At 71.2% G+C, this 15319-nt stretch carries 13 protein-coding genes; 3 read left to right on the top strand and 10 right to left on the bottom strand.

The annotated features are described in order from the left end of the window. From GT354_RS09780 to GT354_RS09800, 5 genes are all read right to left on the bottom strand, one after another. The coding region (locus GT354_RS09780; protein WP_161355879.1) for a M48 family metalloprotease at positions 1–661 on the bottom strand (661 nt) is incomplete at its 3' end. 4 nt (positions 662–665) lie between these two features. Continuing rightward, positions 666–1049 (bottom strand): BlaI/MecI/CopY family transcriptional regulator, encoded by a 384-nt coding sequence (locus GT354_RS09785; protein WP_346011951.1) that lies wholly within the window; start codon positions 1047–1049, stop codon positions 666–668. Between the two features lie 46 nt (positions 1050–1095). Next, complete coding sequence (locus GT354_RS09790) at positions 1096–2064, bottom strand: cation diffusion facilitator family transporter (RefSeq protein WP_346011953.1); 969 nt, start codon at positions 2062–2064, stop codon at positions 1096–1098. A 248-nt stretch (positions 2065–2312) separates the two neighbouring features. After that, positions 2313–2891 carry a hypothetical protein gene (locus tag GT354_RS09795; protein ID WP_161355880.1) on the bottom strand — a complete coding sequence of 193 codons (579 nt, stop codon included), beginning with the start codon at positions 2889–2891 and terminating at the stop codon, positions 2313–2315. Positions 2892–3255: 364 nt separating this feature from the next. Beyond that, positions 3256–4434: an amidohydrolase family protein gene (locus GT354_RS09800; RefSeq protein ID WP_161355881.1), complete on the bottom strand. Its 1179-nt coding sequence runs from the start codon at positions 4432–4434 to the stop codon at positions 3256–3258. 201 nt (positions 4435–4635) lie between these two features. Here GT354_RS09800 and GT354_RS09805 point away from each other — a divergent pair, with 201 nt between their 5' ends. Beyond that, positions 4636–5400: an endonuclease V gene (locus tag GT354_RS09805; protein ID WP_346011952.1), complete on the top strand. Its 765-nt coding sequence runs from the start codon at positions 4636–4638 to the stop codon at positions 5398–5400. Positions 5401–5688: 288 nt separating this feature from the next. Here the strand turns inward: GT354_RS09805 and GT354_RS09810 are convergent, their stop codons facing one another. From GT354_RS09810 to GT354_RS09820, 3 genes are all read right to left on the bottom strand, one after another. Next, positions 5689–8247 carry an FtsX-like permease family protein gene (locus GT354_RS09810; RefSeq protein WP_161355882.1) on the bottom strand — a complete coding sequence of 853 codons (2559 nt, stop codon included), beginning with the start codon at positions 8245–8247 and terminating at the stop codon, positions 5689–5691. Positions 8248–8272: 25 nt separating this feature from the next. Next, on the bottom strand, positions 8273–9031 hold the full coding sequence (locus GT354_RS09815) for an ABC transporter ATP-binding protein (RefSeq protein WP_161355888.1): 759 nt from the start codon (positions 9029–9031) through the stop codon (positions 8273–8275). Positions 9032–9367: 336 nt separating this feature from the next. Next, positions 9368–10378 carry a WYL domain-containing protein gene (locus GT354_RS09820; protein WP_161355889.1) on the bottom strand — a complete coding sequence of 337 codons (1011 nt, stop codon included), beginning with the start codon at positions 10376–10378 and terminating at the stop codon, positions 9368–9370. 63 nt (positions 10379–10441) lie between these two features. Between GT354_RS09820 and GT354_RS09825 the strand changes: the two genes are divergently transcribed. Then, a complete protein-coding gene (locus GT354_RS09825) occupies positions 10442–11038 on the top strand; it encodes a pyridoxamine 5'-phosphate oxidase family protein (RefSeq protein WP_237534564.1) in 597 nt (198 codons plus the stop codon). Between the two features lie 61 nt (positions 11039–11099). Here GT354_RS09825 and GT354_RS09830 read toward each other — a convergent pair whose 3' ends face one another. Continuing rightward, a complete protein-coding gene (locus GT354_RS09830) occupies positions 11100–12737 on the bottom strand; it encodes an ABC-F family ATP-binding cassette domain-containing protein (RefSeq protein WP_161355883.1) in 1638 nt (545 codons plus the stop codon). Positions 12738–12998: 261 nt separating this feature from the next. Then, positions 12999–13763 (bottom strand): YoaK family protein, encoded by a 765-nt coding sequence (locus tag GT354_RS09835; RefSeq protein WP_161355884.1) that lies wholly within the window; start codon positions 13761–13763, stop codon positions 12999–13001. A gap of 277 nt (positions 13764–14040) precedes the next feature. Here GT354_RS09835 and GT354_RS09840 point away from each other — a divergent pair. After that, the coding region (locus tag GT354_RS09840) for a hypothetical protein (protein ID WP_202511702.1) at positions 14041–15319 on the top strand (1279 nt) is incomplete at its 3' end.

Here is a 15319-nt window from a genome sequence, read left to right on the forward strand (position 1 = left end):
CGACGATGCGGCGGTCGCCGACCGCGCGCGCGGCGGCCTCGTCGGCGCAGCGCTCCAGGGCGTAGCCGATCGCGGTGCGCATCGGCCGCAGCAGGGGATGCGCGCACATCGCAAGCGTCGCGAGCAACAGCACGTGGTCGTGCCGCCCCGTCAGGTGGGCCCGTTCGTGGGCCAACAAGGCCCGTCGCTCGTCCGCGTCCAACCGCGCGAGCATCGAGGCCGACACCACGATCCGCGGCCGTCGCCCCGGCAGCGCGAACGCCGTCGGCGGCCCCGTCGGCACCACCGCCAACTCGGTGTCGCCCGCGATCTGCGCCCGCAACGCGGCCAACGCGCGCCGCCGGCGCCCGACCACCAGCACCGCGCACGCCAGCGAGGCCGTCAGCGCCGCGCTCGCGATCGAGCCGATCACCTGGACCCCCGGAATCGACGCCCGCACCCGCGGATCCGACCAGTGGTCCGGCAGCGGTACACCCGGCAACTGCGCCGTGCCGACCACGGTCAACAGCCCCAGACTCGTGGTCGCGCACAGCGCCATCACCAACGTCACGACCGTGAGCAGCCACACCACCCGACGAGGCGCGAGGTGGTCGAGCGCGAGCCGCGCCACCGGTACCGCCGTTATCGGGAGCAACAGCGGCAGATAGACGATCCAACGCACGCGGCTACGACCCGCCCTCGTCCAGCAGCCTGCGCAGCAACGCCTCGTCGTCCGTGGACAGGTCCGACACGAAACGCGCCAACACCGCCTGCCGGTCGGCCTCCTTGTCCAGCATCTGCCGCATCCGCCGCGCCACGAGCCCCGCCTCGTCGTACACCGGGGCGTAGACGTAGGACCGGCCCGCGCGGGTGCGCCGGAGCACACCCTTGTCGTGCAGGCGGGACAGGATCGTCACCACCGTCGTGTAGGCGAGTTCGCCCGACAACTGCTCCTGGACCGCGCCCGCCCCCAGGGCCGTCGGCGACGTCCACAGCAACGACAGGATCTCGGACTCCAACTCCCCCGGGCCGCGCCGCGCGGAAGGTCCACCTGGTCTGGTCTCGCTCACGTGTGGCCTCCGGAGGGGGTGTGTACCGCCCCGGCAGCCTAAACGGTCACCCCTCGTGCTCGGCGACCCGTACCTGCTCCTCCAGTTCCCGCCGACGCCGGGCCGCGCTCTCCCGTTCACCCTCGCCCGCGTCCGTGATGTCCAGGAATACCTGTTCGATCTCCGGCCAACGCTCGTGGATCTGTTCCTTGATCCGTTCCGCCGCGTCCTCGACGGCCTCGCTGTCCACGCCGGCGGTCAGGTCCACCCGGGCCGCGAGCAGGATCTGCCCCATGCCGATCCGCATCGTGTACAGCCGCGCCACGGTGTCCACCTCGTCCTGCTCGTCCAGGAACTGCCGCAGGGCCAGCTGCAACCCGGGCTCGGCGGCCTCCCCGATGAGCTGGTCCCGGGAGGCGATGCCGAGCCGATACGCGACGAACACGAGCAGCAGGCCGATCCCGATCGACGCGCTGCCCTCCCACACGACGTTGCCGGTGAGCTCGTGCAGGCCCATCCCGATCAGCGCCAGGACGACCCCGAGCACGGCGGTGCCGTCCTCGGCCAACACCGTGCGCAACGCCGGGTCGTCCACCGAGCGGGCCTTGGCGAGCGGACCGCGCGCGCCGGGGGGCGCCTCGCGATACATCTGCCGGACCGCCCTAACCAGCGACGCGCCCTCGGCGAGCAGCGCCACGCCCAGCACCGCGTAGCCCACGAGATAGTCGCTCGGGCTCTCGCTCGACGTCTCGCGCAGCGCGTGCAGGCCCTGGTAGAAGGAGAAGCACCCGCCCATCACGAAGATGCCGACGGCGGCGAGCAGCGACCAGAAGTAGCGTTCCTTGCCGTAGCCGAACGGATGTCGGGCGTCCGGGGCGCGCTTGCTGCGGCGGATCGCCGCCAAGAGGAAGACCTCGTTGCAACTGTCCGCGACCGAGTGCGCGGCCTCGGAGAGCAGCGCGGGGGAGGCGGTGATCAGCCCGCCGACGACCTTGGCCAGTGCGATCGCCAGGTTCGCGCCGAGCGCCACCCAGATCGTGCGCTTGGTCTCGCCGTCGCCGCCGGCCGCGCCCTTGGCCGCCGTGCCTTCGCTCGCGGCGTCGCCCCCCGTGCCCACCCCCGTTGCCTCGTCCGCCCCGCCGCCGTCGCGGCCGTCCGTCGTGTCGCCGTTCCCGGCTCCTGGCTCGTCCACGAAGAGGCGTCTACCCGGCGGGCGTCGGGTCAGACTCGGCAACCGCACGTCGGTCCGTTCGCCGGCGCCGCGAAGCCCGAACCGACCCGACGTCAGGCGGCAGGCGCCAGACGGGCCTTCGCGGACGCACCGGCGACACGTACCGGATCGCCGGGTGTCGACGCGACGTCGACACCGGCGGCGCGCAGCGCCCGGTACACCTGCTCACCGCGGCTGCCGGTGGATCGGTGCCATCCCGGCACGGGTGGCGGGCCGGGCAGCCGTACCAGGGGGTTTCGCTCGGGCAGCCCGCGCACGAACGTCACGAGCGGTTCGGCGATCAGATCGCCGTCGGCGTGGACGACGCTGAGCGTGACATCCACGCCGGAGGCGTCCCACGCGGCCACGAGCGCGTCCCGCCCCGCTCGCTCACCCGCGTGCGTCACGTGGACGGCGAGCACCCGCCCCCCGCTCGCGCGCGCGGCCGACAGCGTCGCGACGGCGGCCGCGTCGATCCGGGCCACCGGGACCACGACGACCCGGCGCTCGACCGAGCGCGCCGCGGCCGGGCGGGCGCGCACGACCGCGCCACGCCGGGGCGAGCGCCGTACGGACAGCCGTACCGAGCGCTGTACGGACAGCCGTACCGAGCGTCCTACCGAGCCGGTGATCCGACGGACTCCGACGAACATGACGGCCTCCCTTCGACCACCTCAGGATCGTCCCGACCGGTCCCGTCGGACGGCGCGTTGACGCGGCCTTGGCGAGGGGCGGGAGGATCCGTGCGCGGTCTTGACGCCGGGAGGGTGGGCCGGTCGACGGGGTGGCCACGCGCGGCCGGGTGGGCTTCGGCTCGTTCGATGGGGTGGTCACGCGCGGCCGGGTGGGCTGCGGCACGTTCGACGGCCATACCCCGCGTCGGCGCACCCGGCGAGCCCCGTCACGAGAAGGCCCGCCGTCACGACCGCCGCGCTTCGTCGTCGGATCACGGCACCGCTCCCCGATCCGTTCGCGCGGATTCGCAGGAGGGACGCGGGCCGAGCCCGGCGGGTTTCGTCAGGCCGCGGCGCGGACCCTGCGGCCGGGGGCGGAGCGGGTGACCACGCGACCCGCCTTGATCACGATGCGGTCCCGGGGCAGTGCGCGCAGTGCCTGGGCGAGCGAGGACGCGCGGATCGCGAGCAGGTCGGCCGGTGCGCCCGGTTCGATCCCGCCCGCCTCCAGACCCATCGCCCGGCGCGCGTGCGTGCTGACTGCGGCCCAGGTCCGATCCGGCGCGAGCCCCGTCGCGGCGGCGGTCGCCAGCGGGTCCACCCGACCCATCGGATGGCCCGTGTCGCGCAGTCGGTCGCCGCCGGCCGCGACCGGGATGCCCGCGGCGAGGAGTTCGCGGATCGGCAGCCCACCGCCGCGCGGCGACGGGAGGGCCACCACGGACATCCCGGACGCGGCGATCGCCTCGCCCACTCGACCCAGTGCCGAGGGCGCGAGCCGGTTCAGCCCCGCGAGGTGGTTCGCCGTCACCGGCCGATCGAAGCCGGAGGCGCGCACCAGCCGGGCCAGATCGCCGACCGCCAACACCCGCGGGTCGAAGCCGTCGTCCACGTGCAGATCCACGCCGACCTCGGCGCGATCGGCGAGCCGCAGCAGTCGCCGGGTCTCGTGCCGGCAGTCGAGTGCGAGTCGCGGCCGGCCGCCGATCACGTCCGCGCCGGCCGAAACCGCGTCCACGATCGCGCGATCCGAGGTTCCCGGCACGGGCAGCGCGACGATCTGTAGGTCGAGCACGTGACGGAACTCGGCCCGTACGTCGGCCATCACCTCCACCGCGCGCAGCGGCGAGCGCCCGTCGCCGACGTCGAGGTGGGTACGCACCGCGGTCACCCCACGCGCGATCAGTGCCCGCAACGCGTCACGCGAGCGCCGGCGCAGGTCGCCCAGGGCGTAGCGGGCGGGCCGCACCTGCCACGAGCGGATCGCGCCGTCCCGGCCGTCCGGATCCGAGCCCACCGGCTGCCAGGTCAGAGCCCGATCGAGGTGCAGGTGCGGCTCGGCCGGCGCGGGCAACAGCAGGTAGCCCGTCAAGTCCGGTCCGGCGAACTCGGCGTGCGCGCGGGCGAGTCGGTACGGCTGGGCCGGCGCCCGAAGCACGCAGATCCGCCCGTTCCGCAGCACGACGTCGCGCGTGCGGCCGTCCGGCAGGGTGGCGCCGAACAGGGTGATCGTGTCGTTCATCGCTACCTCCTTCAACCCCGGAAGCCCGGAACCCCCGAACCCCGGAACCCCCGAACCCCGAACCGGGGGACCCGCGGAATCCGTGGCACTCGGTCGGCACCTCGCCATCGACACCCCGACCCGAACCACTGTGGCCGGATGCTGTTGCCGGGGAGTTTCGAGGTCGTTACGACCGGCCGTGCGGGGCGATAGCGTGTCGCGGTGGACGTTGCCGTGCGAGATGCCTCCCCGTTGATCGAGCCGTGGCCCTCGACCGCCGCCGAGGCGGTAGCCGTACAGGATCGGTTGCGGGGGCTGGTGGACGTGGTGGGGCCCGGCCCGGATCCGTCGACGGTGCGTCGGGTGGCCGGTCTGGACGTGGCCTATGCCGAGGACTCGGACGAACTCGTCGCCGCGGTCGTCGTGTTGGACGCGCGCACGCACGCCGTGCTCGACCGTGCCGTGGTGGCCGGGACCGCGACGTTTCCGTACGTCCCCGGGCTGTTCGCGTTTCGCGAGGTGCCGGCGCTGCTGGCCGCGCTCGAACGCTTGACGATCGTGCCGGACCTGCTGGTGTGCGACGGGCAGGGGCTGGCTCACCCGCGCCGCTTCGGGCTCGCGTGCCACCTCGGGGTGGTGACCGGGCTGCCCAGTATCGGGGTCGGCAAGACGCCGTTCGTCGGCGCGTACGATCCTCCCGGCGACGAGCGCGGCGCCGCGACCGAACTGATCCACGAGGGCGACGTGGTGGGCCGCGCCCTGCGGACCCGGGAGGGGGTCAAGCCCGTGTTCGTGTCGATCGGGCACGGCGTCGACCTCGACACCGCGTGCGCGCACGTGCTCGCGCTGACCCCGCGCTACCGACTCCCGGAGACCACGCGAGCGGCCGACCAGGCGTGCCGGCAAGGACTCAAGGACCGCGAGCGCGAGGCGGACCGTGACGACCGCCCGAAGGCGTCCGGGGAGGCGTCCGGCGCAGAGCGGTAGCGAACGGCAACGAGCGAACGGCAGCGAGAAGACGGCAGCGAGCAGACGGCGAAGAGCCGACGGCAACGAGCGAACGCGGACGGCGAAGAGCCGCAGCGGGCGGCGAAAGGCGTTGGCGAGCGGCGAAGCGCGCTATGGACGCCGGACAAGAGGAAGCCCCCCGAGCGCCTGCGCAAGGCGCCCGGGGGGCTTCTTCGGTCACCGGCCCCCCAAGGGGGGAGGATGGGGAGCCGGCTGTTCGGGGGATCGATCCGAACGGACCGACCCGAGTGATCCGCTCGCTCGCGGCTAATCCGTGGCGATCGCCCGCAGCACGTTCATCCGCGCGGCCCGGAAGGCCGGCATCACGGCGGCCAGCAGGCCGACCACCGCGGCTGCGACGACTATGCCGATCACCGTGCCGTACGGGACCTTCAAAACGTCCAGACCCTGACTGGCGAGCAGCCGCTGCGCCCCGATGCCCCACGCCATGCCGAGCGCGAGCCCGACCAGCGCGCCGAACACCGCGATGACCATCGACTCCAGGCGGATCATCCGGCGGATCTGCCGGCGCGACGCGCCGATCGCCCGCATGAGTCCGATCTCCCGGGTGCGCTCGACGACCGACAGGGCCAGCGTGTTGATCACGCCCAGGATCGAGATGATGATCGCGAGGCCGAGCAGGCCGTAGATCAGGTAGAGGAACGTGTCGATCTGCTTGCCGATCAGTTCCTTGTAGTCGCTCTGGTCGCGTGCCTTGACCTGCGGGAACGGCTCCAGCGACTTCTTCAGCGCGGCACCGACCTTGGCCGCGTCCTGACCGTCGGCCGCGTCGACCGACAGGGTCGTGTACTGCACGTCCGGGACGAACTTCTTCATCGTCTCGTTGGGCAGGATGAGGGTGTTCCCGAAGCCGATCGGACCGTCGTCCTTCTTGCGGATCGCCCCGACCTCGACGGTGGTCTTGGCACCGTTGGGGAACAGGATGTCGACCTTGCCGCCGAGCCCGAGGTTGTGGTCCTTGGCGTAGTCCTCGCCGACGATCGCCTTGCCGGACTTGGTCGCCGCGTCACCGGAGCCCTGGAGGTAGTTCGACTTGAAGGCGCCGTCCAGGCCGGGGTCGGTGCCGATGATGATCACCTTGTCGGACTTGCCGCCCGCGGTGAGTTCCGCGTTGCTGATCGTCTCGGCGACGAAGGTGCCGATGCCCGGGGTCTTCTTCGCGGCCGCGACGACGTCCTCGGGGAAGGGCTGACCCATCGACTGGACGGTGAAGTCGGCGCCGAGGGACTTCTCGATCTGCTTGTCGAACGAGGCGGACATCGAGGAGGCCGCGACGGCCATGCCACTGACGAGCGCGACGCCGATCATGATGGCCGAGGCCGTGGCGCCGGTGCGGCGGGGGTTGCGCAGCGCGTTCTCGCGGCTGAGCCGGCCCATCGAGCCGAACACCTTCGGGTACCACGACGCGAGCGCCGGGACCACCGTGCGGGCCAGGAGCGGCGCGAGCACGATGAAGCCGATCAGCGTGAACAGCACACCCAGACCGAGGAATCCGCCGCCCTGGCCACCGCTGTCGGCGGTGGCTCCCGCGACCAGCGCGAGGGCGCCCAGGCCGAACAGGACCGCGCCGATGATCGACCGGGTCTTGATCGACTTCTGCGGCGGCGCGCCGGCCTCGCGCAGGGCCGCCATCGGGGCGACTTTGCCCGCGCGGCGGGCCGGGACGTAGGCGGCGATCACGGTGACCACGACACCGACGACGTAAGCCGTGATCGGGGTGGCCGCCTTGATCACCAGGGACGTGCCCTTGAGGTTGATGCCGACCGCGCTGATCAGCGCCTTGAGCCCGACCGCGAGACCGAGACCGGCCGCGAGGCCCAGCGTGGAGCCGACCACGCCCAGCAGGACCGCTTCCAGGAGCACGGACCGGTTGACGTCGGCGCGAGACGCGCCGATCGCCCGCATCAGGCCCAGCTCACGGGTGCGTTGGGCGACGAGCATCGAGAACGTGTTGAAGATCAGGAAGATCCCGACGAGCACGGCGACGCCGGCGAAGCCGAGCATCGCGTACTTCATCACGTCCAGGAAGCCGCTCATCTGGTCGCTGGCGTCCTCGGCGGACTCGGCGGCCGTCTTGACCTCGACGTCGGGGCCGAGTGCCTGTACCACGCGCTCCTTGAGTTGCGCGTCGCCGACCCCGGCGGCGGTGGACACCGAGACCGAGGTGATCAGGTCCGGGTTGCCGAGCAGGCGCTGCGACGCGGTCGCGGTGTCGAACGCGAGCAGGGCGGCGCCCGGGTTCGTCGCGGTGAAGGTCATGATGCCGCTGACCTTGACGTCGAACGTGCCCACCGCGGCGATGACTCGAAGCGAGTCACCGATCTTGACCTTCTTCTTGTCGGCCGTGTCGGCGTCGATCATCACCTCGCCCGCGCCCTTGGGCTGCGCGCCGCTGGTGATCTTGACCGGGGTACGGTCGGTCTCGTACCAGTCGGTCGCGAGCGTCGGGGCGCCCGACGACGGGCCGACGGACTTGTTGTTCTTGTCCACGACGGTGACGGACTCGAGGTCGACGCCGCCGTGCGCATCCTTGACGCCGGGGATCTTGGCGATCTTGTCGATGATCGATCTGTTCAGCGTCGGGGTCTGCCCGGTCGCGGCGAGGTCGGAGTCCTCGAACTCGGACTTGGGCGTCACGGACACGTCGGAGGACGTCGACTTGAACAGGTCGTCGAAGGTCTTGGTGATCGTGTCGGTGAACACGAGCGTTCCGGACACGAACGCGACCGACAGCAGCACCGCCAAGGCGGAGAGCAGCATTCTGCCCTTGTGGGCGAGGAAACTGCGGAACGTGGCTTTCAACATGGTGGTGGTCTCTCCGGCTGTTTCTTCAGCTGGTCCGGGCGCCGTCGAAACGCTTCATGCGCTCCAGGACGGCGTCGGACGTGGGACGCAGCATCTCGTCGACAATGCGACCGTCTGCCAGGAACAGGACCCGGTCCGCGTAGGACGCCGCGTTGGGGTCGTGGGTGACCATCACGATGGTCTGACCGAGTTCGTTGACGCTGCGCCGCAGGAACCCGAGCACCTCGGCGCCGGAGCGTGAGTCGAGGTTGCCGGTGGGCTCGTCGCCGAAGATGATCTCGGGCCGGCTGGCCAGGGCGCGGGCGCACGCCACACGCTGCTGCTGGCCACCGGAGAGCTCGCTCGGGCGGTGCTTGAGGCGGTCGCGCAGACCGACCGTCTCGATCACGTTGTCGAGCCACTGCTTGTCGGGCTTGCGACCGGCGATGTCCATCGGGAGCGTGATGTTCTCCAGGGCGGTCAGCGTCGGAAGCAGGTTGAACGCCTGGAAGATGAAGCCGATGTTGTCGCGCCGGAGCTTGGTGAGCGCCTTGTCCTTCAGGCTCGTGATCTCCGTGTCGCCGATCCAGCTCTTGCCGCTGCTCACCGAGTCGAGACCGGCGAGGCAGTGCATGAGAGTCGACTTGCCGGAGCCCGACGGACCCATGATCGCGGTGAACTGTCCGCGACCGATCTGGACGTCCACGTTGTCCAGTGCGACCACTCGGGTCTCACCGTCGCCGTACGCCTTGGTGAGCTGCTGTGCGCGGGCGGCGATGGTGCCCCTGGAGTCCGCATTGGTCATGGCAGCCGTGGCCGTGGTCACGAGTCTGTCCCCCCGGTTGAGGTGAAAAAAGGTGGCGCGCCCCGCATTTGCAGTGCACACCATCACCGTAGGGGGGAGAGTGACCCACCGAATCGTCTGCAAGGACAGAGGTTCGGGTCCTACGCAGGGAGGACCCCGAATACTTCTGACGACCCGTGCCCCTAGGGGATCACCCCACCAACGAGGTACGCGTCGCTCGGGAGTCGACCGGATGTCACGCTCCGTGGAGCACGAGTGCGTGAACGATCCGTACAAAGAGGCATGTTCGCGAAGTTTCGTCGTATCCTCCCGTCCTCGACGGCTGATTCTCGACCGTCACTCCTGCGAAGTAGTGGGGGTAGCGACGGTGGTGGACGCGGCCCGATGGTTGGCCGCCATCGTCGCGCCGACCGCGGCCAGGGCGCGGCGCAGACTCGGCGGCGACACGACCTCCATGTGGACGCCGAGCGCGGGCAATTGGGCGGCGGCCATCTCCTCCGACTCGGCGTCCAGGCGCAGTTCGCACCAGCCGTTCGCGTCGATGGGACCGGCTGCGGCCAGCGCCGCCGCCGCGACGGCCGGCCCGAACACCCGCGACAGCTGCGAGCGGCCCTCGCCGGACACGCGGACCACGCACGCGAAGCGCATCAGCGAGCGCGCGAACTCCTCGTTGCTGTGCTCCCACCAGGCGCCGAGGTCGAAGCCGTCGGGACGCTCGAATCGCTCGTCCCGCGCGGTCGCGGCCACCACGCGCGAGACCCGGTAGCTGCGGATGTCGGCGCGGTGCCGGGCGACGAGGTACCAGACACCCGCTTTCAGGACCAGTCCCAACGGGTCGAGCAGGCGGGACACCTCGCGGTCGGGGCGGGCGTAACGCACGTCCAGGCGGCGTGCGTTCCACACCGCCGTGGCGATCTCGGTCAGGTGCGGTACCCGCTCGTCGCGCTGGAACCAGCCCGGCGCGTCGAGGTGGAAGCGCTGCCGGACCCGGCCGGCGCGGGTGCGCAGGTCGGCCGGGAGGGTGGCCATCACCTTGGTCTGCGCCGCGACGAGCACCGTGTCCAGGCCCAGCGCGTCGGCGGCGTGCGGCGCGCCCGACAGGAACAGCGCCGCGGCCTCGTCTCCGGTGAGCCCGTCGAGTCGGGTTCGCCAGCCCTCGACCAGCCGGATCCCGCCGTGCGGCCCGGTCTCGGTCCACAGCGGTACTCCCGAGCCCTGCAACGCCGCGACGTCGCGGTAGACGGTGCGGATCGACACCTCCAGCTCGGCCGCGAGTTCCGCCGCGGTCGCCCCGCGCGGGCGGGTTTGCAGGTGCAGCAGCAGGGCCACGAGTCGACCGGATCGCATGTTCGACACGCTACCCAAAATCCTTGCCACAAGATGTCAGGGATAGGCGGGCACGATGGCCTCATGAGACCTGAAGAGGACATGACGGGCATCGCGGGCACCGCAGGCACTGCGGGCACCGGTGGTACCGCGGGCACCGAGGACACCGGTGGCACCGGGATCACGACGACGTGGGCCGACTTCGCGAAGGCCCAGCCGGAGTTCGAGGCGACGGTGCGCGAGCGCTTCGGGATGTACAAGCACCACGTGCTCGGCACGCTGCGCAAGGACGGGTCGCCGCGCCTGAGCGGCCTGGAGGGGGATTTCCGGTGGGACGACCTGTGGCTGGGCATGATGGCGGGCTCGCTCAAGGCGCGTGACCTGCGCCGCGATCCGCGCTTCTCGATGTTCGCCAACCCCGGGGAAGGTTCCGAGATGGTGCACGGCGACGTGCGGGTGAGTGGGCGCGCGATCGAGGTCGTGGACGCCGCGACGATGGGGCGGTACACGGACGTATCGGATGCGCCGCAGCCGTTCCACCTCTTCCGGGCCGACGTCACCGAGGTCAGCGCGATGGGCCTCGACGGCGACGAGATGGTGCTGCGGGTGTGGCATCCGGGTGGCGCGCTGCGCACGCTCCGGCGCGGCCCCGACGACGCGCCGCCCCGCGAGGAGAGCTGATCCTCGCGAGGCGACGGCGTGTTCCCTGTTCGAGGTTCGGCACCGCACCCGCCGCCCGGGCCTACACCTCCTCGTTCTCGATCTCCTCGACTCCCTCGCCGCGCGTGACGCACAACCGGCGGGTGATGCCGATCGACGCCAGGAACGGGAGGTCGTGGCTCGCCACGACGAGTGCGCCGCGGTAGGCCGTGAGCGCCTGTTCGAGTTGGCGCACCGATGCCAGGTCGAGGTTGTTGGTGGGCTCGTCCAGGACCAGCAGGTGCGGGGCCGGTTCGGCGGACATCAGGGCGGCGAGCACGGCACGAAAGCGCTCGCCGCCCGACAGGGTGCCGACCGGTTGCTCGGGGCGGTTGCCCTTGAACAGGAACCGGGCCAGCCGCGCGCGCAGTTCGCCGTCCGTGGCGGACGGCGCGGCGCGGCGCAGGTTGGCCAGCACGCTCGCGTCCTCGTCGAGGATGTCGAGCCGCTGCGGGAGATGGCGCACCCCTTCGACACCGAGGTGCACGGTGCCCCGGTCGGGGGCCCGCTCGCCGGTGAGCAGGCGCAGCAGCGTGCTCTTGCCGCTGCCGTTGTCGCCGACCAGGGCGATGCGCTCGGGCCCGCGCACGATCAGGTCGACGCCGTCGGGGCCGTACAACTCGGCCTCGGTGTTCACGCCTTCGAGCGTGAGCACGGTGCGGCCGGCCGGTACCGCCGTCTCGGGCAGTTCGATCCGGATCTCCTTGTCGTCGCGGACCGCGTCCTTGGCCTCGGTCAGTCGGGTTCTCGCGCCGTCGAGGCGGTCCTCGTGCATGCCCTTGTAGCGGCCGGCCGAGACCTGGGCGGCGCGTTTGCGCCCGCCCGCGACGATCTTGGGCACCCGTTTTTCGAGTTCGGCCTTGCGCCCGGTGCGGGCCCGGCGGGCCAACCGGACCTGTGCGTCGGCCAGTTCCGCCTTCTGCTTGCGCACGTCGGTCTGCGCGTTGCGGACCAACCGCTCGGCGGTCTCGCGTTCTTGGGCCAGGACCTCCAGGTAGGCGGTCAGGTTGCCGCCGTAGGTGCGTGCGTGTCCCGGCAGCAGTTCCACGATTCGCTCGACCAGGTCGAGCAGTTCGCGGTCGTGACTGACCACGACGAGCACACCGGGGTAGGTGCGCACCGCGTCGTACAGGCGCGTGCGCGCACAGCGGTCGAGGTTGTTGGTGGGCTCGTCGAGCAGCAGCACGTCGGGCCGCCGCAGCAGGAGTGCGGCGAGACCGAGCAGGATCGACTCGCCGCCCGACAAGGTGCCGACGGTGCGGTCGAGGTCGACGTGCGAGAGGCCGAGTCGGTCGAGTTCGGCGCGGGCGCGCTCCTCGACGTCCCAGTCGTCGCCGACGGCCTCGAAGTTGCGTTCGTCGACGTCGCCGCGCTCGATCGCGAGCAGCGCGCGGCGGGTTTCGGCGATGCCGAGCACGTCGTCGACGCCGCGATCGGCGTCGAGCGGGAGGTGCTGGGGCAGATAGCCGATGTCGCCGACCGCGGAGATCGAGCCACCGGTGGGGGTCAGGGCCCCCGCGATCAGTTTGAGCAGGGTGGACTTGCCGGCCCCGTTGACGCCGACGAGTCCGGTTCGCCCGGCGCCGATGGCGACGTCGAGGCCGGTGAAGACGGGGGTTCCGTCGGTCCACGCGAAGGACAGGTCGGAGCAGACGATCGCGGGTGAGGTGGGAAACGACATGGGGCGACTCCGGGCGGCGCACGGCGAACGGGGGACGCGAGGGACACCGCGCGGCGAAAACCGGAGAGGCCGAGACTCGAAAATCTCGACTGGACGCCTCTGAAAGGCGAAAATCGTCCGGGATGGTCACACCGAGGCAGGAACGCGACCGCGAGCGTGATCAGCTCCAGCGGCGCGATGTCCAGGACCTCAGATGCGCAAGGGACCATCCAGACGGACGACAATGTGACCGGTTAACAGTACGCGAGAGGCCGTGCGGGGTCAAGCAGTTCTCGGCCGGGGCCGGTCGGCGGTGGCCTGGTCGGCGTGCTCCCGGCGTTCGCGCCGATCGAACGCGTAGCCGAAGATCGCGATCCCGACGAGCAGGACGAGCGGCACGACCAGCGCGGCGACGATGTCGGTGCGCAGGACCAAAGTCGCGCCGGCGAACGCGCCCACTGCCATCGCCAGCGCGGACAGCAGTCGACGGCCCGCGCGCGAACCGGGCCCGCCGACGAATCGGGTGTCGGCCGCGAACCCGGTGAGCGTTTGCGACAGCACCGTGGTGGTCAGGTCCGGGACGGCCAACCGGCGGGCCACCGCGTTTTGTATGCCCATGGCCAGTCCGAGCAGCAGGATCATCGCGTAGCGCCGGGCCGTGCCGATCCCCGCGCCCGTCGCCGCCACCACCAGGGCCGCCGCGATCAGTACGGACTGCACGCTCACCCCGATCGCCAGGAAGCGCACCCGCCGCACGGCGAACGCCGAACCCAGTCGACCGCCGGTGGCCGCGCCGGCCAGGAACGCCCCGAGCGCGGCGAACGACGCGAGTACGGACAGTCCGGGCGCGCCCGCGAAGGCGAAGCCCAGGAAGACCACGTTGCCGGTCATGTTCGCCACGAACACCCGGCCCAGTTCCAGATAACTGACCGCGTCGACGAGACCCGTCACGACCGTGAGCAGCACGAGCAGCGGCGGCAGCGGCCGGTGCGGGTCGTCCGTGCCCGGGACGAGGGTGCGTCCCGCGTCGCGCAGCGTCTGTCGCATTCGCGGCTCGTTTCATGGGCAGTTCGCCGTAAAGCGGTAGAAAACGTAAGCAAACCACAGTCGATCGATCGAATCCCGCAGCTCCGCACGTGCCGAGCCTCGTCCCGCCGGCTTTCGTGCGATGCGCCGTACCGCCGCGTGGCGGTATCGCGTCATTCCTTGTGGTGATCATCGCCATCGCCTCGGCCCGTCGTTCGCCGCCGCCCGATTCCGGGCTGCCTAGCCTGACGGGAAAGTCTCAGCAGTTCATGGAATTCCACATCGGTTGGGGCAAAACGTGCGATCATCCCGCAGTGCGGCCGTACTCGTCCTCGTGGTGGCGGTGATCGCCACCATCGGCTTCGTCGTGTTCGCGCGCGGCCACGACGAGGGCGGCCCGCGATCGGCGTCGGCCCCCGGTGAAGCCGCCAAGGGGCCGCAGCAGGCACCGCGGGCGCCGGTTCGGATGATCGGCGACGGATCCACCTCCGATACCGGCGAGCAGCCGGGTCGGCCCAAGCCGGAGCGGCTCGCGCCCGGACAGACGCCGCCGCAGTTCGTGGTGTTCTCGTGGGACGGGGCCGGCGAGGACGACAAGAGGCTGTTCTCTCACTTTCGACAGGTGGCCAAGGAGAGCAACGCGCGGATGACGATGTTCCTGTCGGGGGTGTACGTGCTGCCGAAGGCCCAACGGGCCAAGTACCAGCCGCCGCACAAGCCGATCGGCGCGTCCGACATCGGCTACCTCGACGACGGCGACCTCAGGCTGACCCTCGAACAACTCGGTGCGGCGTGGAACGAGGGCCACGAGATCGGCACCCACTTCAACGGCCACTTCTGCGGCCCGACCGGCGGCGGATCGTGGTCGGCCGACGACTGGAGCAGCGAGGCGCGACAGGCGAAGTCGTTCGTGAAGAACTGGCGAACCCACTCCGGCCTCACCGACGTTCCCGCGCTCCCGTTCGACTACGACAAGGAACTGATCGGTGGCCGGGCTCCGTGTCTGGAAGGGCAGAAGGAACTGCTCTCGGCCGCGCCCTCGCTCGGCTTCCGCTACGACGCGAGCTCGCCCGGCGGGCGCCAGGTGTGGCCCGCGCGGGCGAACGGCGTGTGGGACCTGCCGCTCCAGCAGATCCCGCTGCCCGGGCGCAAGTTCGAGGTGCTGTCGATGGACTACAACATCATGTTCAACCAGTCGCGCACGGTGAAGGGCGACCCGGCGAAGTTCGGCGAGTGGGAGCAGCAGGCGTACGCGAGCTACCTGGCCGGCTTCGACCGCGCCTACCAGGGCAACCGGGCGCCACTGTTGATCGGCAACCACTTCGAGGGTTGGAACGGCGGCATCTACATGAAGGCCGTCGAGCGCACGATGCGAACCGTGTGCGCCAAGCCCGACACCAGGTGCGTGAGCTTCCACGACCTCGTCGACTGGCTGGACGCGCAGGACCCGGCGATGCTCGCGGCGCTGCGCAAGCTGGACGTCGGACAAAAGCCGGACTGGGCGCGGTTGGCCCCGCAGGCCGCCCCGCCGGCTCCCGCCGGGCCGAGCGCTCCCGCCGCCCCGCCCGCTCCCGCCG

This window comes from Streptomyces sp. SID3343, from assembly GCF_009865215.1.
In the GTDB taxonomy this organism is placed as follows: Bacteria; Actinomycetota; Actinomycetes; order Streptomycetales; family Streptomycetaceae; genus Embleya.

Excerpts from the sequence above, each read along its gene's own strand:
- GT354_RS09795 (WP_161355880.1), bottom strand. The coding sequence starts at position 2,891 with ATGTTCGTCGGAGTCCGTCGGATCACCGGCTCGGTAGGACGCTCGGTA.
- GT354_RS09800 (WP_161355881.1), bottom strand. The coding sequence starts at position 4,434 with ATGAACGACACGATCACCCTGTTCGGCGCCACCCTGCCGGACGGCCGC.
- GT354_RS09810 (WP_161355882.1), bottom strand. The coding sequence starts at position 8,247 with ATGTTGAAAGCCACGTTCCGCAGTTTCCTCGCCCACAAGGGCAGAATG.
- GT354_RS09815 (WP_161355888.1), bottom strand. The coding sequence starts at position 9,031 with ATGACCAATGCGGACTCCAGGGGCACCATCGCCGCCCGCGCACAGCAG.
- GT354_RS09820 (WP_161355889.1), bottom strand. The coding sequence starts at position 10,378 with ATGCGATCCGGTCGACTCGTGGCCCTGCTGCTGCACCTGCAAACCCGC.
- GT354_RS09825 (WP_237534564.1), top strand. The coding sequence starts at position 10,442 with ATGAGACCTGAAGAGGACATGACGGGCATCGCGGGCACCGCAGGCACT.
- GT354_RS09830 (WP_161355883.1), bottom strand. The coding sequence starts at position 12,737 with ATGTCGTTTCCCACCTCACCCGCGATCGTCTGCTCCGACCTGTCCTTC.
- GT354_RS09835 (WP_161355884.1), bottom strand. The coding sequence starts at position 13,763 with ATGCGACAGACGCTGCGCGACGCGGGACGCACCCTCGTCCCGGGCACG.